General features: G+C 65.8%; 24 protein-coding genes. 15 read left to right on the top strand and 9 right to left on the bottom strand.

Annotation, left to right across the window (positions count from 1 at the left end):
* Positions 1 to 29 precede the first annotated feature (29 nt).
* Positions 30 to 1,280 (bottom strand): multidrug effflux MFS transporter, encoded by a 1,251-nt coding sequence (locus tag KWG56_RS16460; protein ID WP_219355330.1) that lies wholly within the window; start codon positions 1,278 to 1,280, stop codon positions 30 to 32.
* Positions 1,281 to 1,409: 129 nt separating this feature from the next.
* Here KWG56_RS16460 and KWG56_RS16455 point away from each other — a divergent pair, with 129 nt between their 5' ends.
* The 5 genes from KWG56_RS16455 (at position 1,410) to KWG56_RS16435 (ending at position 6,011) form a co-directional block, all read left to right on the top strand.
* Positions 1,410 to 2,855, top strand: coding sequence for an AMP nucleosidase (locus KWG56_RS16455; RefSeq protein WP_201099616.1), 1,446 nt, complete (start codon positions 1,410 to 1,412; stop codon positions 2,853 to 2,855).
* 119 nt (positions 2,856 to 2,974) lie between these two features.
* Positions 2,975 to 3,598, top strand: coding sequence for a hypothetical protein (locus KWG56_RS16450; protein WP_219352966.1), 624 nt, complete (start codon positions 2,975 to 2,977; stop codon positions 3,596 to 3,598).
* Entirely contained in the window at positions 3,598 to 3,900 is a 303-nt protein-coding gene (locus KWG56_RS16445; protein ID WP_219352965.1) for a winged helix-turn-helix domain-containing protein, read from the top strand. Before KWG56_RS16450 ends, KWG56_RS16445 begins: the two co-directional genes overlap by 1 nt.
* 21 nt (positions 3,901 to 3,921) lie before the next feature.
* On the top strand, positions 3,922 to 4,701 hold the full coding sequence (locus KWG56_RS16440; RefSeq protein WP_219352964.1) for a tyrosine-protein phosphatase: 780 nt from the start codon (positions 3,922 to 3,924) through the stop codon (positions 4,699 to 4,701).
* Positions 4,698 to 6,011, top strand: a complete 1,314-nt coding sequence (locus KWG56_RS16435; RefSeq protein ID WP_219352963.1) for an anthranilate synthase component I family protein — start codon at positions 4,698 to 4,700, stop codon at positions 6,009 to 6,011. Before KWG56_RS16440 ends, KWG56_RS16435 begins: the two co-directional genes overlap by 4 nt.
* Here KWG56_RS16435 and KWG56_RS16430 read toward each other — a convergent pair.
* The 3 genes from KWG56_RS16430 to KWG56_RS16420 are packed head-to-tail and all read right to left on the bottom strand — an operon-like array spanning position 6,008 to position 7,517.
* Positions 6,008 to 6,553, bottom strand: a complete 546-nt coding sequence (locus KWG56_RS16430; protein WP_219352962.1) for a TadE/TadG family type IV pilus assembly protein — start codon at positions 6,551 to 6,553, stop codon at positions 6,008 to 6,010. The two genes, KWG56_RS16435 and KWG56_RS16430, sit on opposite strands and share 4 nt — an antisense overlap.
* Positions 6,550 to 7,041, bottom strand: a complete 492-nt coding sequence (locus KWG56_RS16425; protein WP_244999549.1) for a TadE/TadG family type IV pilus assembly protein — start codon at positions 7,039 to 7,041, stop codon at positions 6,550 to 6,552. The genes KWG56_RS16430 and KWG56_RS16425 overlap by 4 nt, the downstream gene beginning before the upstream one ends.
* 59 nt (positions 7,042 to 7,100) lie before the next feature.
* On the bottom strand, positions 7,101 to 7,517 hold the full coding sequence (locus KWG56_RS16420; RefSeq protein WP_219352960.1) for a pilus assembly protein N-terminal domain-containing protein: 417 nt from the start codon (positions 7,515 to 7,517) through the stop codon (positions 7,101 to 7,103).
* 246 nt (positions 7,518 to 7,763) lie between these two features.
* On the opposite strand from KWG56_RS16420, the gene KWG56_RS16415 reads away from it, so the two are divergent.
* The 9 genes from KWG56_RS16415 to KWG56_RS16375 all read left to right on the top strand — a co-directional run bounded on the left by KWG56_RS16415 (position 7,764) and on the right by KWG56_RS16375 (position 16,910).
* Positions 7,764 to 7,943, top strand: coding sequence for a Flp family type IVb pilin (locus KWG56_RS16415; protein WP_219352959.1), 180 nt, complete (start codon positions 7,764 to 7,766; stop codon positions 7,941 to 7,943).
* Between the two features lie 117 nt (positions 7,944 to 8,060).
* Positions 8,061 to 8,576: an A24 family peptidase gene (locus KWG56_RS16410; protein ID WP_219352958.1), complete on the top strand. Its 516-nt coding sequence runs from the start codon at positions 8,061 to 8,063 to the stop codon at positions 8,574 to 8,576.
* A gap of 128 nt (positions 8,577 to 8,704) precedes the next feature.
* Positions 8,705 to 9,664 carry a Flp pilus assembly protein CpaB gene (cpaB, locus tag KWG56_RS16405; RefSeq protein ID WP_219352957.1) on the top strand — a complete coding sequence of 320 codons (960 nt, stop codon included), beginning with the start codon at positions 8,705 to 8,707 and terminating at the stop codon, positions 9,662 to 9,664.
* Positions 9,665 to 9,672: 8 nt separating this feature from the next.
* On the top strand, positions 9,673 to 11,082 hold the full coding sequence (locus KWG56_RS16400) for a type II and III secretion system protein family protein (RefSeq protein ID WP_219352956.1): 1,410 nt from the start codon (positions 9,673 to 9,675) through the stop codon (positions 11,080 to 11,082).
* An 8-nt stretch (positions 11,083 to 11,090) separates the two neighbouring features.
* Complete coding sequence (locus tag KWG56_RS16395) at positions 11,091 to 11,753, top strand: CpaD family pilus assembly protein (RefSeq protein ID WP_244999548.1); 663 nt, start codon at positions 11,091 to 11,093, stop codon at positions 11,751 to 11,753.
* Between the two features lie 3 nt (positions 11,754 to 11,756).
* Positions 11,757 to 13,268, top strand: a complete 1,512-nt coding sequence (locus KWG56_RS16390) for a CpaE/TadZ family protein (RefSeq protein ID WP_219352954.1) — start codon at positions 11,757 to 11,759, stop codon at positions 13,266 to 13,268.
* A 3-nt stretch (positions 13,269 to 13,271) separates the two neighbouring features.
* Positions 13,272 to 14,930 carry a TadA family conjugal transfer-associated ATPase gene (locus tag KWG56_RS16385; protein ID WP_219352953.1) on the top strand — a complete coding sequence of 553 codons (1,659 nt, stop codon included), beginning with the start codon at positions 13,272 to 13,274 and terminating at the stop codon, positions 14,928 to 14,930.
* Between the two features lie 3 nt (positions 14,931 to 14,933).
* A complete protein-coding gene (locus KWG56_RS16380) occupies positions 14,934 to 15,908 on the top strand; it encodes a type II secretion system F family protein (protein ID WP_219352952.1) in 975 nt (324 codons plus the stop codon).
* A gap of 9 nt (positions 15,909 to 15,917) precedes the next feature.
* The gene (locus tag KWG56_RS16375; protein ID WP_201099602.1) at positions 15,918 to 16,910 is read left to right on the top strand and encodes a type II secretion system F family protein; all 993 of its coding nucleotides are present in this window, start codon (positions 15,918 to 15,920) and stop codon (positions 16,908 to 16,910) included.
* A gap of 148 nt (positions 16,911 to 17,058) precedes the next feature.
* Here the strand turns inward: KWG56_RS16375 and KWG56_RS16370 are convergent, their stop codons facing one another.
* Both KWG56_RS16370 and KWG56_RS16365 read right to left on the bottom strand, forming a co-directional pair.
* Positions 17,059 to 17,499: an SRPBCC domain-containing protein gene (locus tag KWG56_RS16370; RefSeq protein WP_219352951.1), complete on the bottom strand. Its 441-nt coding sequence runs from the start codon at positions 17,497 to 17,499 to the stop codon at positions 17,059 to 17,061.
* Between the two features lie 59 nt (positions 17,500 to 17,558).
* Complete coding sequence (locus KWG56_RS16365) at positions 17,559 to 17,909, bottom strand: hypothetical protein (RefSeq protein ID WP_219352950.1); 351 nt, start codon at positions 17,907 to 17,909, stop codon at positions 17,559 to 17,561.
* 88 nt (positions 17,910 to 17,997) lie between these two features.
* On the opposite strand from KWG56_RS16365, the gene KWG56_RS16360 reads away from it, so the two are divergent.
* Positions 17,998 to 19,302 carry an amidohydrolase gene (locus KWG56_RS16360; protein WP_219352949.1) on the top strand — a complete coding sequence of 435 codons (1,305 nt, stop codon included), beginning with the start codon at positions 17,998 to 18,000 and terminating at the stop codon, positions 19,300 to 19,302.
* Here KWG56_RS16360 and KWG56_RS16355 read toward each other — a convergent pair whose 3' ends face one another.
* The 3 genes from KWG56_RS16355 to dapE all read right to left on the bottom strand — a co-directional run bounded on the left by KWG56_RS16355 (position 19,303) and on the right by dapE (position 21,922).
* Positions 19,303 to 20,199: a sigma-70 family RNA polymerase sigma factor gene (locus tag KWG56_RS16355; protein WP_219352948.1), complete on the bottom strand. Its 897-nt coding sequence runs from the start codon at positions 20,197 to 20,199 to the stop codon at positions 19,303 to 19,305.
* Positions 20,186 to 20,650: a carboxymuconolactone decarboxylase family protein gene (locus KWG56_RS16350; RefSeq protein ID WP_219352947.1), complete on the bottom strand. Its 465-nt coding sequence runs from the start codon at positions 20,648 to 20,650 to the stop codon at positions 20,186 to 20,188. The genes KWG56_RS16355 and KWG56_RS16350 overlap by 14 nt, the downstream gene beginning before the upstream one ends.
* Before the next feature lie 78 nt (positions 20,651 to 20,728).
* On the bottom strand, positions 20,729 to 21,922 hold the full coding sequence (gene dapE / locus KWG56_RS16345; RefSeq protein ID WP_219352946.1) for a succinyl-diaminopimelate desuccinylase: 1,194 nt from the start codon (positions 21,920 to 21,922) through the stop codon (positions 20,729 to 20,731).
* Between the last annotated feature and the right edge of the window lie 9 nt (positions 21,923 to 21,931).

Genomic DNA, 21,931 nt, shown 5'->3' with positions numbered 1-21,931 from the left:
GGGTCGTCGCATCCTTCGCGGCCCCTGGGTCAGGCGCCGGGCAGAGGCTTGGCGTGATGGGCCTGGAACAGTCGCCCCCGCTCGGCATACAGGACGCAGGCCAAGGCGATCAGGCCCATGGCCGTGAAGCCCACCGCCATCGGCGTCACCGTGCCATTGAACTGCTGGCCGATGGCGAAGCCCAGCAGGGAGCCGATGATGGTGGAGATGAAGCCCTGGATCGAGGCGGCGGTGCCCGCGATATGGCCCATGGTCTCCATGGCCATGGCCCCGAAATTGCCCGCGATCATGCCGAAGCAGAACATGGTCAGGGTCTGAAGAATGGCGAAGGTCCAGATGGATTCATGCCCCGTCAGGGTCACCAGCGCATGGATGCCCGCAATGGAGGTGAAGCCGATCAGGGCTGTGTGCGAAATCTTGCGTGACCCCAGGCTGACGACCAGGCGGGCGTTCAACAAGGAGGCCGCGGCGATCCCGCCCGCGATCAGGGCGAAGACGGCGGGGAAGATGGCCTCGGCATGGAAGACGTCGGCGAAGATCTGCTGCGACGAGTTGATGAAGCCGAACAGGGCGCCGGTGACGGCCGTCATGGCCAGGGTGTAGCCCATGGCGGTGCGGTCGGTCAGGGCGGTCTTGTAGGCGGAAACCAGACGGCTGAACTGGATGGGCAGACGATCCTCTGGCTTCTGGGTCTCGGGCAGACGCAGCGACGCCCAGACGATCAGGCTCACCCCGACCAGCCCCAGACCGCCGAAGATCCAGCGCCACGGCCCGACCAGCATGATCAACTGACCGATGGAAGGCGCCAGGATCGGCACGCCCAGGAAGACCAGGAAGCTGAAGGACATGACGCGGGCCATGGTGCGGCCTTCATAGCGGTCGCGCACGATGGAGACGGCCAGAACGCGGGTGCAGGCGCTGCCCAGTCCCTGACCAATCCGGGCCAGGATCAGCATGTCGAAGGTGGGCGCCATGGTCGCCAGCAGGCTGAACACCACATAGATGCCGACCCCGACCAGCAGCACGGGCTTGCGTCCGAAACGGTCCGCCAGCGGTCCATAGATCAGCTGCGCCCCGCCAAATCCCAGCAGATAGGCGGTGACCACCCACTGGCGGTCATTGTCGTTCACCAGGCCCAGGTCTTCGGCGATGTGCGGCAGGGCCGGCAGCATGGCGTCGATGGCCAGGGCGTTCAGCGCCATCATCAGGGCGACGATGCAGACGAACTCGACGAAGCCGAGCTCCTTCTTCGGGGCGGATGACGCGGGGGAAGCGGACATGGGGCTCCAGATGCGCCGCCAAGCCTCGATGCGCAACCGCACAGCCATGACAAGTTGCTGCAACGCAACGAAATCGAGCTTGAACGCGTGGCGCCTCGCCATTGTCATGAAGCTTCGCTAGAGGAAGTCATGACAGAACAAATGACAGCACAGGCGGCGCTGGACCGCCTCGAAACCCTCTACACCCAATCCGTGACCAACCTGCGCGACGCCGTGCGGGATTTCGTCAACACCGGCGAGCGGCCCGATCCGCTGAAACGCGCCGAAGGGGTGTTCGCCTATCCCGAACTTCGCATCCGCTGGGACGGGGATCGCCCCCAGGACCTGGCGCCGCGCGCCTATGCCCGGCTGTCGCGCCAGGGCAGCTATTCGACCACTGTCACGCGGCCGGACCTGTTCCGCCCCTATCTGACCGAGCAGCTGGGCCTGCTTGAGGAAGAATACGGCGCGACCTTCGAGGTCGAGGTCTCGCGTCAGGAAATCCCCTTCCCCTATGTGACCGACGGTCTGGAAGTGGCGCTGGACCGGTCGATGACGGCGGCGCTGGCGCGCTGGTTCCCGACGACGGACCTGGCCCATATCGGCGACGAAATCGCCGATGGCCTGTTCGAGCCGGGCGGCGACTTCCCCCTGTCGCATTTCGACGGCCTGCGGACCGACTTCTCTCTGGCGCGGCTGAAGCACTACACCGGCACGCCGGTCGACGATGTTCAGTCCTATGTCCTGTTCACCAACTATAATCGCTACGTCGATGAGTTCGTGCGCTGGGCCATTGAGCAGCTGCAGACGCCGGGTTCGCCCTACGAAACCCTGTCGTGCGCAGGCGGCATCGTCATCACGCGCGATACGCCCAACCCAGAGGCGGCGATCAGCGACACGGCCTGGAAGAAGCACCAGATGCCGGCCTATCACCTGACGGCGCCGGGCAATCAGGGCGTGACCCTGGTCAACATCGGCGTCGGCCCGTCCAACGCCAAGACCATCACCGACCACCTGGCGGTCGTACGTCCCCATGTGTGGCTGATGATCGGTCACTGCGGCGGCCTGCGCGCCAGCCAGACCATCGGCGACTATGTGCTGGCCCACGCCTATCTGCGTGACGACCATGTGCTGGACGCGGTTCTGCCGCCGGACATCCCCATCCCCTCGATCGCCGAGGTCCAGCGCGCCCTGTACGACGCCACCAAGTCGGTCAGCGGCATGCCGGGCGACGAGGTCAAGCTGCGCCTGCGCACCGGCACCGTCGTCACCACCGACGACCGGAACTGGGAGCTGCGCTATTCCAAGTCGGCGCTGCGTTTCAACCAGAGCCGCGCCGTCGCCATCGACATGGAAAGCGCCACCATCGCCGCCCAGGGTTACCGCTTCCGCGTGCCCTACGGAACGCTGCTGTGCGTGTCGGACAAGCCGCTGCACGGAGAGATCAAGCTGCCGGGCCAGGCCAATCGCTTCTACGAAGGCTCGATCTCCGAACACCTTCAGATCGGCATTCAGGCCGTGGACCTGCTGCGCAACGAAGGCCCGCGCCTGCATTCCCGCAAGCTGCGCGCGTTCGACGAGCCGCCGTTCCGCTAAGCCCGTATCCGCCCGGTCCGTGAGCTGCGGATCGGGCGGATACGGTCGTGCTAAAAAAGAACTTTACAAAATAAAGCGAATGACTGATCCTGAGCTCATCAGGTTCAGGAGGACGCCCCATGGCGCGCGACAATCAGGCTATTCAGGACGACATCGCCTATATGCGGGCGCTGGCGCACGAGGGGCGGCACGCCCCGCTGCTGGCGGGACCGATACTGGTCGCCGCCGCCATCATTTTCGGGATAGCCAGCCTGGGCCAATGGGTCATGCAGGCAGGCTTGGTCGAGGCGGGGCCATGGGCGCCCCTGTGGCATTGGGTCGGCGCGGGCGTGGTCTTCACAGCCGTCCTGACCGTATTGATCGGACGCATCAAGGCCCGGCCCGGCGCCCACTCCTCGGCCAATCGCGCCGTGGGCGCCGCCTGGTCCGGCGTAGGGTATGGCATATTCGCCACCTGGCTGGCCCTGGCCGCCCTGTCAGTGAAGACCGGCAACTGGTCGTGGATGGCGGTCATGCCGACGGTGGTGCTGGTCGCCTATGGCTCGGCCTGGATGATCGGCGCTGCGATGACCCGCACCCGCTGGATGGGCTGGACTGCCCTGCTGGCCTATGTCGGCGGCGTCGCTGTAGCCTGGTTCATCGACAGTCCGGCCATCTATCTGGTTTTCACGGTCGTTCTGATCGCCGTGGCCCTAATCCCGGGCCTGATCCTGATGCGCCAGGAACCGGCTGAGGTCATCTGATGGCGGACGACTTCGACATCAGCCGCATCGACGAGGTCATTCACGGTCGCATCCGACTGGGCATCATGGCCTTCCTGTCGGGCGCGGAGACGGCAGACTTCACCAGCCTGAAGGCCCGGCTGCAGACCACGGACGGCAATCTGTCCGTCCACCTGCGCAAGCTGGAGGAGGCGGGCTTCGTCAAGGTGGACAAGAGCTTTAAGGGCCGCAAGCCCCTGACCGAGGCCAGCCTGACCGAAGCTGGGCGCAGCGCCTTCGTCGCCTATCTGGATGCGATGTCGCAACTGCTGCCAGAACGATGAAGACGCGCTAGAAGCTCCCCCATGAGCATCCGCCTTCTGGCCTTCGACGCCATCGACAACTTCCGCGACTATGGCGATTACGCCGTTGGGACCGGGCTGCGTCTGCGGCCCGGCCTTCTGTTGCGCTCGGCCCATCATGCCCGAGCCAGCGACGCGGATCTGGAGCGGGTGAAGGCGTTGAACATCGGCACGGTGGTCGACCTGCGCCGGGCGGGCGAACGTCGCGACCAACCCTCGCGCAGGCCCGAAGGTTTTGACGCCCAGGTGATCGCCGGAACGGTCGATGACGGCATGGAGGCGCCGCACATCACCTTTCTCAAGACCGAAGACCTGACGCCGGAATCCGGGCGGCGGTTCATGACCGGCACCTATCGCCGCCTGCCGTTCGACGTGTCGCATCGGGATGTTTTCAGCCGCTATTTCCGCGCCCTGGCCGAGACGGATCGGCCCGTGTTGATCCATTGCGCGGCGGGCAAGGATCGCACCGGTTTTCTGGCCGCCCTGACTCATCATCTGTTGGGGGTTGCACGCGAGGACCTGATCGAAGATTTCCTGCTGACCAACGCCGCCGTCGATCTGGACCGCCGCGCCCCGTCCGTCGCCCGCCAGTTGGAGAAGATGACCGGCCGCGCCGCCTCGCATGAGGCCGTGGTCGCCTTTCTGGGGGTGGAGCCTGACTATCTGGACGCCGCCTTCGCCGAAATCGACAAGCGCAACGGCTCGCTGGACGCCTATCTGGAACAGGTGCTGGGCGTGGATGCGGCCCTACGCGACCGGATCACGGCGCGTCTGTCGGCGTGAGCCAGGGACTGAACGCCGTCGTCATCCGCAGCCACCCATGGGTGGAGCCTCTGCATGTCGTCGCCGGACTGGGCGGCGGCGATGGTGTTCTGGCCCTGTTGTCGGATGGCGGGCCGGGCGGGCGGTGGTCCCATGTCGGGGCTGAGCCGGATCGTGTGTCCGTAGGCTCGGTCAATGAGGCGGCCCCGTTCGAAGTCCTGCGTGATCCGGCCTTTGGTCCCGGCACGGTCGGCCTGGCCGCCTATGATGCAGGCGCGCGTCCGGCGACGGGGCGACGGGAGGCGGTCTGGCCTGATTTGATGCTGGCCCGTTATCCGGCCCTGCTGAGCTTTGACCATCATGGGCGATCCGTCCACGTCATCGGCCAGGGCGTGACGCAAGCGGATGCCGAGGCCGCCGCCGTTCGTGCGGAAGACTGGCTGGGCGGCGCGAGGCGGCCTGACCTCCGCCCTGCGCCCGCTGAAACCTTTGAGGCGGAGGTGTCGGAAGGCGGCTATCAAGATGCGGTCGCCGATGTCGTGTCTCGCATCGCGGCGGGCGAACTGTTTCAGGCCAATATCGCCCGCGCATGGTCCGGCGTTCTGAAGCCCGACGCCGATCCTTTCGACGTCTTCCTGCGCCTGCAGCAGGGGCGGGCGTCACCGTTCGGGGCCTATTGGCGGATCGGCGGCCGGGCCTTGGCGTCGAACTCCCCCGAGTTGTTCCTAGCCTTCGACGCCGCGACCGGCCGCATCGAGGCCCGTCCGATCAAGGGCACGCGCCCCCGCGCAGCCGACCCCGTTCAGGACGCCGCCCAGGCCGCCGATCTTCTGGCCAGCGCCAAGGACCGGGCCGAAAACCTGATGATCGTCGACCTGATGCGCAATGATCTGGCCCGCGCGTCGCTGCCCGGTTCGGTGCGTGTCGAAACCCTGTTCGCGGTCGAAAGCCACCCCACGGTCCATCATCTGGTGTCGACCGTGACGGCGCGCGCTGCGCGGGGCGTCACCCCTGCCGATCTTCTGGAGGCGACCTTCCCGCCGGGCTCCATTACGGGCGCGCCGAAGCATCAGGCGATGAAAGTGATCGCAGGCCATGAACCGCCGCGCGGCCCCTGGTGCGGTTCGCTGTTTCTGATCGAAGCGGACGGCGGCCTGACCGCCTCGGTCCTGATCCGCACGGCCTCGTTCGAACTTACCGACAGCGGCTGGCGTTACCGCACCCTGGCCGGAGCTGGGATCGTGGCAGACAGCGATCCTGAGGCCGAATGCGCCGAAACCGACGCCAAGATATCCGCCCTGCGGGACGCCCTGATCGCGGGATTGGCCTAACTGCAGGCCCGGATGCAATCCACCGTATTGGTGTTGCGCGGCTGTAGATAGGTCGTGTGCTTGAAGTTGGTGAGCGCGGGCATGACGTAGCCCAGGGGCGACTTATAGGCGTAGTAGGCCTCGGTGATGATCACGGTCTGGCCCGGCGCGATCAAGTCGTCCGGCACAGAGGCTTCGCTGAGCGTCATTGGCGACATGCCGTCGCCCTTGCTCCAGTCCAACTTCAGTTTTGTGGCGGAGATACGTGTGACGCTGGTCACGCGCTGTTTCAGCGTCGTCACCGGAAAGGGCGCCATGATCTGACCGCCGATGCCGAAGACATTGGTGAAGCCTGCCTGATCAAGTGAACTGCTCTGGGTCACCAGATCGCCGACCATGGCGGCGACATGGTTGGTGCGCTTCATGGCCATATAGCCTTGGCAAACCTCCGCCACGCCGACGTAGATCAGGATCATCACGGGCGCCAGGATGGCGAACTCCACCGCCGCGAGCCCCCTGGTGTCCCGCGCCAGCCTGCGGAATATGTTTCGGCCCATCGTCATTTACAGGTTGCGCCGCCAGAGCCGGACTGGGTGAAGGGTTCGTTCTTGAACGCGGTCGTCGCCTGCAGCAGGGCGGTGCGCTGATCGCCGACGCGGGCAATGGCCTGATCAAGAATGGGCGTGATCACCGGCTGGCGATACCAGACCCGAGCCAGAACCAGACTGCCGGGGCCGCCGCCATTATAACAGTCCTTCAGATCTTCAGGCTTGGAAGGCGCGGGAGGGGTGGCGTTGAATGAACCGATGACGCGTACATCCACCGTGGCGCGGGTCTGACAGTCGCCGGACCAGACGCTCATGCGGCTGCAGACTTCCTTTTTGAAACGCGCGGCGTCGAAGCCCTGGGCGTCCGCCTGGCCGGTGCGGATCATCCGGCCCGTGTCCATGGTCGCAGCCTCCAGCACTGAATCCAGCACAAAGACCATGGCGAGCTCCATGATCGCGCCCAGAAGCAGAAAGAAGGGCGCTGCGACCAGCGCGAACTCCACCGCCGCAGTACCCTGCGTCGCCTTACTGAATCTGCGAGCGAAACCCATCGGACGAAGGATCAAGGCGCGGTGGAGCGGGCGCCGCTGTCGCCTGCCGTGCGCACGCTGGGCGCGCAACTCGCGCCGCACGCCATTTCCGTCGCCTGGGCGCCGCGCCATACCCGGACAGAGCCGGTCGAACCTGCGGTGACGACGATGTCGCGCTGGAACAGGGTGCGTCCGATGGCGTCGACGGCGACAACCTGGGTCACGCCATAACCCTTGCCCGTGATGAACAGGGTGTTGGCGTCCACGACCGTGACGTCGGCGATCTGCGGATTGCCGACGATCACCGAAGCCGCGCCTCCGGTCAGACGAACGCGGGCGGAACGATCGATCTCCACATTCATCGTGCTCGCCTGCGCCCAGGACATGGACGGAGCCGTGACGGCGGCGAGGGCGAGAGCGAGGCCGAGAGCGGCGGAAGTGCGGGACATGGTGATGCCTGATGAACGGCGCGCACGCGCGTGGTGACGCGCAAGATGCGTCAGCATTTCTCAACAAAGACTGAAGCGAGGAAAACAGAGGTCTTAGATATTTTTTCAAGTAAATATCGGAGTAACCAAACCTCATGACGCGGCTTTAACTCGGGTCGGGCATTTTGATCCTGCGTTTGGGGGTCAAGCGGGCATCCGGCTCCCCCCGCCAAGTTGCTCGCTGATCTATTTTGAAAGGGATCAAAAATGACCAAGTTTGTTTCGCATTTCATCAAGGACGAGTCCGGCGCCACCGCCATCGAATACGGCCTGATCGCCGCTCTGATCGCCGTCGTCATCATCGGCGCCGTGAGTGTTCTGGGAACTAAGCTGTCGGACACGTTCACGGCAGTATCTGATAAGCTTGTTACCGCACCGAAGGGTTGATGGTGTCAACTTAAGAGCTTAAGTGACGGGGCCGGAGCGATCATCGCTCCGGCCTTTTGCTTTTCACGGTCATTCAGCGGAAACCCAACTTTAACGCCCGTCGATTATTCTGTCTTTATGAACACCGCCATTCTCCTTTCTCTGAGTCTTATGCCTGCTCTTGTCATCGTTGGCGGACTGCATGACCTTCTGACAATGAAGATTCCAAACTGGATTTCACTGGCTCTGGTCCTGTTGTTCTTTCCAACCGCGCTTCTGGCGGGCCTTGGTCCGATGGCCCTGGCCATCCATGTCGGCATAGGATTGGCTGCCCTGTTCATCGGAGCCGGAATGTTCGCCCTGCGCTGGATCGGCGGTGGCGACGCCAAGTTGATCGCGGCAAGCTGTCTGTGGCTCGGCCTGTCCGGATCAGGAATGTTCCTCCTGTGGACCGGCGTGGTCGGCGGCCTATTCTGTCTTTTCCTAATACTGGCGCGGCAGCATCTTCAGATGGTGACGCCCAATGCACCGGGCTGGGCCTCGCGGTTGCTGGAGCCCAAGGGGGACATTCCTTATGGCGTGGCCATCGCCATCGGCGCCCTGCTGGCCTTCCCGGGCGCCGATCTGATGCAGGCGTTCGCGCTCACGCAATAACAGCGCCTGTCCAAAGAGCGCTGGTCTTGAAGGTTTAGGGGCGCGTTAACCTACTCGCCTCATGATTGTTAACGGCAGAGTGTTCTTGGACCGAATCCTGGTTCCACTCCCCGCCGGAGACCGCCTGGATGAAGCCCGCTCGCATCGCCGTCATCTGCATCGCCGCTGTGGCCGCCATCGGCCTGGCCCTGGTCGTCCGGGCCATGGGCTCTTCTTCCAGCGCGCCTGCGACGCCTGCGGCCGCCGCCGACACCCAGCCCAAGGCGCGGGTTTTGGTCGCCGCACATGACCTGGCGCCCGGCAAGAAGCTGACGGAGGCTGATCTCGACTGGAAAGAGATGCCGGTCGCAGAGGTCAATCCGCTCTACATCACCGACGGCGCCACGCCCGTTCCGGCCAAGCCGGTCGAGGCCGACGCCAAGGCCGAGCCCGCCAAACCCGCCGCAGGAACCGTTGAGGGCCAGCCCAGCGCCGTCGCCAAGGTGGCGCGCGCCGCCAACGACATCGCAACGGGCGGCGCCAAGGCCGACTATGTCGGTTCAGTCGTGCGCGAACCCATTCTGGCCGGAGAGCCCATCGTGGCCCGCAAGATCGTCCGTGCAGGCGACAGCGGCTATATGGCCGCCTATCTGGAGCCCGGCATGCGGGCCATGGCCATCCGCGTCACGGTCGAGACGGCGGCAGGCGGCTTCATCCTGCCCGGCGACCGGGTCGATGTGGTCCTGACCCGTCAACTGGACAACAATAACAACGCGACCGAAGGCGGCGCCTCGGACCGCGCCAAACACGCCGCTGGCACGGTGCTTGAGAACCTGAAGGTTCTGGCCGTCGACCAGACCACGCGCGCCGGTGACGATGAACAGTCCGTGGTCGGCGCGACGGCCACGCTGGAGGTCACGCCCAAGGACGCCGAGCTTCTGGCCCTGGCCAAGGCTGAGGGCGAACTGTCGCTGGTTCTTCGTTCATACGCCGACACCGCCGGGCCGTCCGGCGCCGTTCGCGGCGCCCAGCGCGCGGCGGTCGCTGCGCGCAACACCTCCGTCCGCGTCTATCGCGGCGGCGCTCCCGAAGTGGTGACGATCCCGTGAGGCTCTCGATGAAACCTGCCACCGTCATCGCCTGCGCCCTGCTGGCCGCGCTGGGGCCGATCGCTCCGGCCATGGCCCAGACGCGCGCCGCCGTGTCGATGGGCGCCGCGCCGCAACTGATCAATCTGCCCCGCGGCACTTCATTTGCGGTGGACCTGCCCGCCGACGCCCGCGACGTGATCGTCTCCAATCCGCAGGTGGCCGAGGCCATGCTGCACTCGCCGCGCCGCATCACCATCATCGGTCTGAGCGCAGGCGAAACCGACGCCGTGTTCCTGGACGCCGCAGGACGCCAGATCCTGACGTTGCGGGTTCGGGTCGATGCGGGCACCGGCGCGTTGCAGGACACGCTGAACCGGCTGATCCCCGGCGGAACGGTTCGCGCCGAAGCGGTCAACGACAGCATCATCCTGACCGGCATGGTCGTCAGCCCGGCCCAGGCCGATCAGGCGCAGCGCATCGCCCGCGCCTTCGTCTCGGCGCCCGAAAAGGTGCTGAACATGGTCAGCGTCGCCGGTTCCGACCAGGTCACGGTCAAGGCCCGCGTGGTCGAGGTGCAACGCACCGCCGTCAAGCAACTGGGACTGGATGTTTCGGCGGTGTTGAACTCTGTCGGCGACGGTCTGTCCTTCGCCAACAGCGCCACCTTCGGCGTGAACGGCAGCATCCTGGGCGGCGGTTCTCTGGGCTATACGGACCAGAGCGGAGACGGCAATCGGCTGAGCACACGTCTGCGCGCCTTTGAGCGGGCGGGTCTTCTGCGCACCCTGGCCGAACCGAACATCACCGCCGTCAGCGGCGAAAGCGGCGAGTTCCTGGCGGGCGGCGAATTCCCCATCCCGGTGAACCAGACGACCGACAACGGCAGCTCGCGCATCGGCATCGAGTTCAAGCCTTACGGGGTGCGCCTGGCCGTGCGGCCGATCGTTCAGTCGGAAGGCCGCATCACGCTGCAGCTGTCGACCGAGGTGTCGGAACTGACCAGTGAAGGCGCCTTCACCATGAATCCGTCAGCGGAGAACTCGCTGGTGATCCCGGCGCTGAGCGTGCGCCGCGCCAACTCGACTGTCGAACTGCCCAGCGGGGGGTCGTTGATGATCGCGGGACTGCTTCGGGAATCGACGCGTCAGAACATCGACAAGGTGCCTGCGCTGGGCGACGTGCCGGTGCTCGGCTCTCTGTTCCGATCGCGCGACTATGTGTCGGGTCAGACGGAACTGGTCATCATCCTGGAAGCCTATGTGGTGTCGCCGACGGCGCCGGGGCGGCTGCAGACGCCAGCGGACGGGCTGCATATCGCCAGCGACGCCCAGAGCATTCTGTTCGGCCAGTTGAGCCAACGCTACGGCAGCCCCGAACCGTCCTCCAATCCTGCGGGCAGCGGCTGGCAGGGCCCCGTGGGCTATGTGATCGAATGAGGCGCGCCATGAAACACACCGCAATCGCCCTGGTGTTCGCCGCGACTGCGCTCGGCGCCTGCGCTACCAGCGCCCCAACGCAGCCGGCCGCTCTGAACAGCCTGTCCAACTATGTGCTGGAGGTCGAGCCGGGCCTGGACCGCGTCGCCCTGGCCGTCCACGACAATGGACTGTCGGCCAATCAGCAGGCGGCTCTGTCCGGCCTGGTGCAGAGGTTCGCGGCTGAACAGGCGGAAGTGATCCGCATCGAGGGGCCGTCGGGCGGCGATCCCGTCTCGGCCCAGATCGCCTGGAGCGTGCGCGACGCCCTGACGGGCATGGGCGTGCCGTCGGAACGGGTCGTGGTGATGGCCTATAATGCGCCCCATCCGCGCGCGCCGGTGCTGGCGGGCTTCGAAACCCTGCGAGCGCATATTCCGAACTGCGCAACCGCGCCGACCCAGCTGGGCGGATCATGGACCAACCGCACCTCGCCAGACTTCGGCTGCTCGGTCACCGCCAACCTGGCGGCGCAGATCGCCAATCCGCGCGACATTGTTCAGCCGCGCGGCATGACCGGCGCCGATCAGGGCCGCCGATCCAAGGTGTTCGAAATGTATCGCGCGGGAACAGCGACCTCTGCGGCGCAGGAAGAACTGGTCAATGGCAGAATCTCAAAAGCGGTGGACTAGCGGATGAACGCCTACGCTTCCCAGACCCAGGGTTCTTACGCCGACGACGTGTTCGATGTGGACATGGATTTTTCAGAGGCTGCGCCTCAGCCCCAGGCCTCGCCCCTGTCATTCAGCACGCCCCCGCAACCCCAGACGCCGCCGTCCGCTGGCGCCCCGCAGGGCGGTCATCAGCGCGTAGAGGCGGTCACGGGCTACAATCCCGCTGGCGAACTGGCGCCCCAGGCTCAGACCGGTCTGACGCCGGTCGGGGGCATCGCCGAGGTGTCGGTGCCGCGCATCGCCATCCATGTCTTCGCCGAACGCCAGGACACCCTGAACGCCGCCGAACGTGCGGCGCAGGACCGTCGCATGTCGCGGGCCACGACCCAGATCCGCGTCGGCGGCGTCATGGCGGCGGTCGAAACCTATCAGCACGAACCGACGCCGCCGCTGATCATCGTCGAATGCCTGCGTGACCCCCAGGGGCTGCTGCAGGAAGTGGATCAACTGGCCGAGGTCTGCGACGCAGGCACCAAGGTCGTGGTCATAGGCTCGACCAACGACATCATCCTGTTCCGCGAACTGATGCGGCGCGGGGTCAGCGAATATCTGGTCGCGCCGCTGCAGCCGCTTCAGCTGATCTCGGCCATCGGCGGCCTGTTCAACGACCCGGCCCAGCCGTTCGTCGGCCGCACCATCGCCTTCGTCGGCGCACGCGGGGGCGCAGGCGCCTCAGCCGTGGCCCACAACACCGCCTATGCGATCTCGGAGCGGATCGGCGCCAATACGGTCATGGTCGACTATGATCTGCCGTTCGGCACCGCCGGTCTGGACTTTAATCAGGATCCGCTGAATGGCGTCGCCGACGCCTTGGGCCAGCCGGATCGTCTGGACGCCACCCTGCTGGACCGGATGATGGTCCGCTGCACGGACAAGCTGAGCCTGTTTGCGGCCCCGGCCACCCTGGACGCCGACTGGGACATCTCGACCGAGGCGTTCGAGGAGGTCACCAACCGCATCCGCTCCACCGCGCCGTTCGTGGTGCTGGACCTGCCGCACCTGTGGTCGCCGTGGATGCGCCGCACTCTGATCAGCGCCGACGAGGTGGTGGTGGTGGCGACGCCGGATCTGGCGTCCCTGCGCAACGCCAAGAACATGATCGACCTGATCCGCCACAGCCGCCCGAACGACGCGCCGCCGCGTCTGGTGCTGAACCAGGTCGGGGTGCCGGGACGTCCTGAAATTCCGGCCAAGGACTTTGGCGCGGCGCTTGGCGTTCACCCAAGCCTGATCATTCCGTTCGACGCCAAGACCTTCGGGGCGGCGGCCAACAACGGTCAGATGGTGGTCGATGCAGGCGCCAAGACCAAGGCGGCCGAAGCCTTCCAGACCCTGGCGCAGATCGTGACCCGGCGCGAACTGCCTGCAGCGGGCGCCAAGGGCAAGGCGGCCAAGCCGGCACGGACCGCCGCCGCCAAGCCAGCGACAGGAGAGTCCAAGTCCGTGATCGCCTCTCTGTTCAAGAAGCGCTGACGCGTGTTCGGCAAGCGCACAGGTCAACCCGGCGCCGCACCCGCGCCCGCGCCTCCCGCAGCCAAGCCGGGCGGGGCTTCCGGCTATGCGGACGCGGCGGTGCTGACACCTCACTCCGTGTCCGGCGTTCAGCCCGAACCCTTCGCCTTCGGAGAAGAGGGCGCGTTCGAACCCGCGGCCTCATTCGCCGATAATGGAGCGACCCAGGCTGGGCCCCAGGCTCGTCCGCAGACGGCCGCCGCAGCGGACCGCCTCGATGCGCTGGCCAACCGGCCAAAGGCGCCGCCTGCGCCAGCACCCACGCCGCGTCAGGGCGCCGGTCCCAAGCCCACGGCAGGTCTTGAGCAACTGAAGAAGGCGCAGTCGGTCACACAGATCGTCCGTGAACAGAGCGACTATTATCACGCGACGAAGACGACCATCTTCAACGCCCTGATGAACACCATCGACCTGTCCCAGCTGGCCCAGCTGGACCAGAAGGCGGCGTCCGAGGAAATCCGCGACATCGTCTCCGAACTGGTGGCGATCAAGAACGTCTCCATGTCGGTGGCCGAGCAGGAGCATCTGGTTCAGGACATCGTCAACGACGTCCTGGGCTATGGTCCGCTGGAGCCGCTGCTGGCGCGCGACGACATCGCCGACATCATGGTCAATGGCGCGGGCCGGGTCTTCATCGAGGTCGCGGGCAAGGTTCAGCTGACCAATGTCCGTTTCCGCGACAACACCCAGCTGATGAACATCTGTCAGCGGATCGTGTCGCAGGTCGGCCGCCGCGTCGATGAATCCAGCCCCATCTGCGACGCCCGCCTGCCGGACGGATCGCGCGTCAACGTCATCGCCCCGCCTCTGGCGATCGATGGTCCGACCCTGACCATTCGTAAGTTCAAGAAGGACAAGCTGACGATGAAGAACCTGGTGGAGTACGCCTCCATCAGTCCCGAGGGCGCGCGCGTCCTGGGCGTCATCGGCGCGTCGCGATGCAATCTGGTCATCTCGGGCGGCACGGGTTCGGGCAAGACCACGCTGCTGAACACCCTGACGGCCTTCATTGATCCGACCGAGCGGGTCATCACCTGCGAGGACGCCGCCGAGCTGCAACTGCAGCAGCCCCACGTGGTGCGTCTTGAGACCCGCCCGCCGAACCTTGAGGGCCAGGGCACGATCACCATGCGCGATCTGGTCAAGAACTGCCTGCGGATGCGTCCTGAACGGATCATCGTCGGCGAGGTCCGGGGACCGGAGGCGTTCGACCTGCTGCAGGCGATGAACACGGGCCACGACGGCTCCATGGGCACGCTTCACGCCAACAGTCCCCGCGAAGCCATCAGCCGGATGGAGTCGATGATCACCATGGGCGGATACGGCCTGCCGTCGCGCACCATCCGCGAGATGATCGTCGGATCGGTCGATGTCATCGTCCAGGCCGCGCGTCTGCGCGACGGTTCGCGCCGCATCACCCACATCACCGAGGTGGTGGGGCTGGAAGGCGACGTGATCGTGACCCAGGACCTGTTCGTCTATGACATCACCGGCGAGGACGAGAACGGCAAGGTCGTGGGTCGTCACCGCTCGACCGGCATCGCCCGTCCCCGCTTCTGGGACCGCGCCCGCTATTATGGGCTGGAACGCGAACTGGCCGACGCCCTGGACGCGGCGGAGTAACCGATGCTTCCGATCCTCGCCGCCATTCTGGCCTTCATCACCATCGGCGGTCTGGGCTGGGCGCTGGTCGGAGGCGATGATTCCAGCAGCCAGGCCCTGAAGCGGGCCGAAACGATCACCGGAAAGAAAAGCGCGGCCAGCAGCAAGACCACCGCCGTCGCCAATACGCCCGAAGCGCGCCGCAAGCAGATCATGACGCAGCTGCAGGAGGCCGAGCGGCGCGAACGCAAGGCCCGCATGTCCATGTCGGCCAAACTGGCCCACGCCGGTTTGTCGCTCAAGGTGCAGACCTTCTACATCATATGCGGGGTTCTGGGCGTGGTCGCCCTGATGTTCAGCCTGTTGTTCGGCATGAACATCGTCATCGCCCTGGGCATAAGCCTGATCGTCAGCATTGGTCTGCCGCGCTGGATCATCGGCTTCCTGGCCAAGAAGCGGATGGCGAAGTTTTCGCTGGAGTTTCCCAACGCCGTCGACGTCATCGTGCGCGGCATCAAATCGGGCCTGCCGGTCCATGAGTGTTTCAAGATCATCGCCCGCGAAAGCCCGGCGCCGCTGGGGCCTGAGTTCCAGCGGCTGGTCGAAGGGCTGGGCGTCGGCATGACGCTGGAGCAGTCGCTGGAACGTATGTATGGCCGCATACCGACGCCGGAACTGCGATTCTTCGCCATCGTCATCGCCATTCAGCAGAAGACGGGCGGCAACCTGGCCGAGGCCCTGGGCAATCTGTCGAGCGTCCTGCGGGCGCGTCGGATGATGGGCGAAAAGATCAAGGCGCTGTCATCGGAAGCCATCGCCTCGGCCGGCATCATCGGCTCCCTGCCGCCTGTCGTGATGCTGCTGGTCAGCATAACCACCCCGTCCTACATGGGACTGCTGTTCACGGACCCGCGCGGCAACTTCGTGCTGCTGATTGCGGTCATGCTGATGTCGCTCGGCATCTTCGTGATGAAGCGCATGATTTCGTTCAAGTTCTGAGGTGAAGGCATGAACGGCTTCATCCATTTCATCACCCAGCCGCAGAACCTGCTCAGCATCGCCGTCGGCGTGCTGGTCTTTGCATCGGTGATGACGTTGCTGTCCTCGATGGGCGGCGACCGGAACCTGAACAAGCGCATCAAGTCGGTGAACGAACGCCGCGACGAGTTGAAACGCCGCTCGCGCGCCGCCTTGCAGAACCCCGGCTCCGTCGGCCTGCGTCATACGGACGAAGGCTTCCAGAAGCGGGTCGTCGATCGGCTGAACCTGATCAAACTGTTGGAAGATCCCAAGCTTCTGGATCGGCTGGCGGAAGGCGGCTATCGCGGCCCGCGCCCGATCACGACCTTCTATTTCTTCCGCTTTGCGACGCCCTTCATCTTCTTCGCCATCGCGGTCTTCTACGTCTTCATCCTGAATGACTTCGGCCTGGCCTTCACGGTGCGGCTGGTCATTGTCGTCGGGGCGGCGGTGGTGGGCTTCTATGCGCCGAACGTCTTCCTGTCGAACCAGATCACCAAGCGCCGCACCTCGATCATGCAGGCGTTTCCCGATGCCCTGGACCTGCTGCTTATCTGTGTCGAAGCGGGCATGTCGATTGAGGCGGCCATCGCCAAGGTCAGCCAGGAAATGGGCACGACATCGGTCGCCCTGGCCGAGGAGCTCAGCCTTCTGTCGGCGGAGCTGTCCTATCTGCCGGACCGGCGCATGGCCTATGAGAACCTGGGCAAACGCACAAACCATCCGGGCGTCAAGTCCGTGGCGACCGCCATGACCCAGGCGGAAACCTACGGCACGCCCCTGGCCACCGCCCTGCGGACCATGGCCAAGGAGAACCGCGACCTGCGTCTGTCGGCGGCGGAGAAGAAGGCGGCGGCCCTTCCCGCCAAGCTGACCGTGCCGATGATCCTGTTCTTCCTGCCGGTTCTGTTCCTCGTCATCCTCGGCCCGGCCATCATCCGCATCCAAGACACGATGGGCGGGGGCGGCGCAGGCGGTTAGGCCGTCTAGAGCCTGATCCGCTGAGATGGAATCGCTGCGCGATTCCGACGATGCGGTGAATCAGGCTCCAGATATTAAGCGAGAGCATGATTCACGCTTCTGTCGGAACCGCGTAGCGGTTCCGTCTAAAACGATCATGCTCTAAGTCTTAGGCGCCCTGACGTTCCGCCGCGGCCTTCAGACCCTCGACAATGGCTTCCTGCGCGTTGCGGATGCTGGCCCTGTGCTTGTCCAGATGCAGTTCGCCGCGCAGGCCGACAAACCGGATGCCGGAGGTGACGATGCAGCTTCCCTTGTCCAGTTCCTCGATGCCGATGTAGCGGACCGTTGCGAACAGGAAGCCGCGTTTCTCGGTCCAGACCAGGCGCGAATAGGGCTGCCACTCTGCGACCCGGCCCAGGGCCCGGCGCTCGGGGATGCCCGGATAAGCTTCTGTCATCGCCAGTTGGCCGCCATAGGCGATGGCGCCCTCGACATCCGTGTCGATGGGGTTCCAGTGGTTCCAGGACGGCAGGTCCGAGATCAGCTCCCAGAGCCGATCCGATGTGGCCTTAACGCCAGCGCGCTTGTCGATGCGGGTGTCTTCCATGGCGTGCGATCTGACACGGCTTTTCGCCGGAAGGAAGACCCGATGCGTTGCTGCGTCGCTTACTCCGGCTGAACCAGTTTCAGCCGCCGCCCGTCGTCCAGACCCAGTCGCGTCTTGACCTCGAACAGGTCGGCGCCGACGGGAATGATCAGCAGCTTCTTGGGCTGGGCCGTATTGACGGCCACCACCGCGTCCTTGGGACAGATGTCGAAACAGTCGGCGCCGGTGATCGTCAGCTCGCCCTTGCGGCCCTTCTTGCCCTTTTTCAGGTGCAGATATTTCCGCAGCGCCTTCTTCAGCGTCAGGTCGCCGTCCGGGCCGAAGCCGCCGTCCAGCTTCTTGGAGCATTTGCGGCACACCAGAACGACGTCGCGCCACTGGGTGTCTGTGCTCTTGATCGGCTTGGCCATAAAATGATGATCGGCGACCGATGGTGGTTGCACAAGTGGGCGCGGCGCCCACACCATCGCGCGGGCTGAAATTTCACAGGATCTTCACATGCGCCGCCTGCTCGCCGCCTCCACCCTTGCACTGACGCTGGCGGCGGGCGCCGCTCATGCGCAGGCCGTGCCGGTCGAAACCGTGGACGCTGCGGTTCAGCGGATCCTGCCGGAAGTCACCGCCTGGCGGCGCGACCTGCACCAGCATCCTGAACTGGGCTTTGCCGAGACGCGCACGGCGGGGGTGGTCGCCGACCATCTGCGGGCGCTGGGGCTGGAGGTCCGCACCGGCGTCGGCAAGACCGGCGTGGTCGGGGTGCTGCGCGGCGCCCATCCGGGCCGCGTGGTGGCCCTGCGCGCCGACATGGACGCCCTGCCGGTGCAGGAGGCGACCGGCCTTCCCTTCGCCTCGACCGCGACCGGCGCCTATATGGGCGCGACGGTTCCGGTGGCCCACGCCTGCGGCCATGACATGCACATCGCCATGCTGATGGGCGCCGCCGAGGTGCTGGCGGGCCTGAAGGATCAGATCAGCGGAACCATCGTCTTCGTCTTCCAGCCCGCCGAGGAAGGCGCCCCTCCCGGAGAGCCCAAGGGCGGCGCCGCCCTGATGATCGAGGAAGGGGCGCTGGCCAATCCCAAGCCGGAGGCGATCTTCGGGCTGCACGTCGTGCCGGGCCGTCCGGGAACCGTCTTCTACCGCCCCGAAGGCTTCATGGCGGCGTCAGACCGGGTCGACATCAGCCTGAAGGGAAAACAGACGCACGGCGCCTGGCCCTGGCGCGGCGTCGACGTGGTGGCGGTCGCGGCCCAGGTGGTCGATACGGTCAACACCCTGACCGCGCGCACGGTCGATCCGACCACCACACCGACCGTCTTCACCATCGCCACGGTCAATGCGGGCGTGCGCTACAACATCATTCCCGACAGCGCGGCCCTGTCCGGAACCCTGCGGACCTTCGACGTGACCCAGCGCGACGCCCTGGTCGCCCGCGCCAACTCGGCCATCGGCCATGTCGCCGAAGCCTACGGCGCGACGGCGGAGTTCAGCGTCAAACAGAACGCGGCCCTGGTCTTCAACGACGTGGGCCTGTCGGCCTGGCTGGCCCCGGTCCTGACCGAGGCGGCCGGGCAGGGCAATGTGAATCCGGCGACGCCCCCGACCACGGTGGCCGAGGACTTCAGCTATTTCCAGCAGGTCATCCCCGGCGTCTTCTATCATCTGGGCGCCAGCCCGGACGGCGTCGATCCGTCCCAGTCCGCGCCCAACCATTCGCCCGAATTCTCACCCAACGAGAAGGTGCTGCCGCTGGGCGTGAAGACCCACGTCCTGACGGCGCTGCGCTTCCTCGAACGCCCCTGATCAGTGGACGCCGCCGGGCGGGGACAGACCCAGTTCGGCGGCGACGCGGGCCAGCTTGTCCGGATTGCGGGTGATGAAGATCTCGACGATCCGTCCATCCTCGATGTTGAGAGCCGTGGTCTGAAGCACCCGCCCGCGCTCCAGGCTGACAAACCCCGGCAGGCCGTCGATCCACAACAGGCGCAGGAAGACGAACGAGTCCATGCCGTATTTGCGATGAAGGCCGGTGTAGAGGCGTTTGATGCGCGCCAGCCCGTCTATCGGATTGCGGAAGGCGATCACCTTGCCGCCGCCGTCCGCGCGCACGACGGCGGTTTCGGACAGCAGGTGGGTCAAGGCATCGACATCGCCGCTGCGGCTGGCGTCAAAAAAGGCGCGGGCGATGCGGTCGCCTTCTTCACGTCCGACGACGTAGCGGGGCCGGGCGTCCTGCACATGGCGGCGGGCGCGGGCGGCCAGCTGGCGCACAGCCGCAGCATCGCGGTCCAGCGTCGTCGCCACTTCATCGAACCCGACGCCGAAGACGTCGTGCAGCAGAAAGGCCGCGCGCTCCAACGGCGATAGTCGCTCCAGCGCCATCATCAGCGTCAGCGTCAGGCTGTCCTGAGCCGGCTCAGCCTCGGCCTCAATGAATGGTTCGGGCAGCCAGGCCCCGAAATAGGTCTCGCGTCGGGCGCGCGCGGACTTCAGCACGTCGAGCGCCAGGCGGCTGGTGGTGCGCGTCAGCCAGGCGCCGGGCTCGCGCACCTGTGCCGCGTCGACGGTGCGCCAGCGCAGCCAGGCGTTCTGGACCACATCCTCGGCCTCGGCGACCGAACCCAGCATCCGATAGGCCAGACGCACCAGCCGGGGCCGGTGCGTCTCGAACAGGTCCGTCGCCGGATCAGGCGGCGACACGCGCAGCGTCCGCCGGATGGGCCAGCCGCAGGCCGATCGCCAGTCGGTTCCAGGCGTTGATCGTGCCGATGGCCAGGGTCAGGTTGACCTGTTCCGCATCGCTGAACTGGGCCTTGACCAAGTCATAGTCCGCGTCCGGGGCCTGGGTCTGTTCGATCCGCGTCAGGGCGTCGGTCCAGGCCAGGGCGGCGCGTTCGCGGTCCGAATAGAGGCTGGATTCCCGCCAGGCGCTCAACATGTAGAGCCGCATCTCCGTCTCGCCCGCCTTGCGCGCATCCGTCGTGTGCATGTGGATGCAGAAGGCGCAGCCGTTGATCTGGGAGGCGCGCAGCTTCACCAGCTCCAGCAGGCTGTGCTCCAGACCGCTGGCGGCGATGGCCGCTTCGACCTTGATCATGGCCTGATAGGCGTCCGGCGCGATCTTATAGGGGGTGCTGAGGCGTTCGGTCATGGTCGTGTCTCCGTGCGCGGGGTTGCGCGATGCAGACATGACGAGACAGGGCGGACCGTTGTGACACGGCCCGCAGATTTATTTCGCCAGCCGCTCGAACAGGGTCTCGATCACGCGACGATAGACGCGCGTCAGGGCCTCCAGTTCCGCCGTCGGCACGCGCTCGTCGATCTGGTGCATGGTCTGGCCGACCAGGCCCAGCTCCAGCACCGGGCACAGGGCGCGGATGAAGCGGGCGTCGGAAGTGCCGCCGGTGGTCGAGGCCTCGGAGCGGCGGCCCAGTTCGGCCTCGACCGCGTCCTGAACGGCGCTGACGAAATCGCCGGGTTCAGTCAGGAAGGCCTCGCCCGAGCACAGGTGCTCCAGCGTGATCTGCAGCCCCGTCTCGGCCTGAACGGCGCCCGCCTCGCGGTTCAGCCACTCGATCAGGCTGTCGCCGGTGTGGCTGGGGTTGAAGCGGATGTTCAGCCGCGCCGTCGCCTGCGCGGGGATGATGTTGGTCGACGGGTTGCCGATGTCGATGGTGGTGATTTCGAGATTCGACGGGGGAAAAGACGGATAGCCGTCATCCAGAACATGGTCGTTAAGTCGGGCCATCAGTCTGGCCACGACAGGCGCCGGATTGGCGGCGCGTTCGGGATAGGCGACGTGGCCCTGCTTGCCCTTGACCGTGATCCAGGTGTTCAGCGAGCCGCGACGCCCGACCTTGATCATATCGCCCAGCTGCTGGGACGAGGACGGTTCGCCGACTACGCAGGCGTCGATGACTTCACCCTCGGCCGTCAGGGCTTCGACCACCCGCTTGGTGCCGTGCAGGGCAGGGCCTTCCTCGTCCCCGGTGATCAGGAAGGACAGGGAGCCCTCCGGCTCGCCCTGCGCCAACACCTGGGACACGGCGGCGACCCAGGCGGCGATCCCGCCCTTCATGTCCACGGCGCCGCGCCCGTACAGAACCCCGTCCTTGACCTCGGCGTTGAACGGTTGAGACGTCCACTGATCCGACGGTCCGGTCGGCACTACGTCCGTATGGCCTGCGAAACACAGGTTGGGCGAGGCCGTCCCGCGCCGCGCATACAGGTTCTCGATCCGCGCATCGACGCCGACGCCGCTGGGGCCTTCGAACGCCAGACGACGGCAGGTGAAGCCCAGGTCTGTCAGATGGCGTTCCAGCACATCCATCGCCCCTTCGTCGGCAGGCGTGACGGAGGGAATGCGGATCAGGTCGCGGGTCAGTTCGACAGGATCGATTACGGGAGTTGATGCGCGGCTCATGGCGCTATG

This window comes from Brevundimonas nasdae (genome assembly GCF_019395145.1).
In the GTDB taxonomy this organism is placed as follows: domain Bacteria; phylum Pseudomonadota; class Alphaproteobacteria; order Caulobacterales; family Caulobacteraceae; genus Brevundimonas; species Brevundimonas nasdae.
Note: the sequence above shows the minus strand (reverse complement) of the source record. Positions and strands in the feature narration are given on the sequence as shown.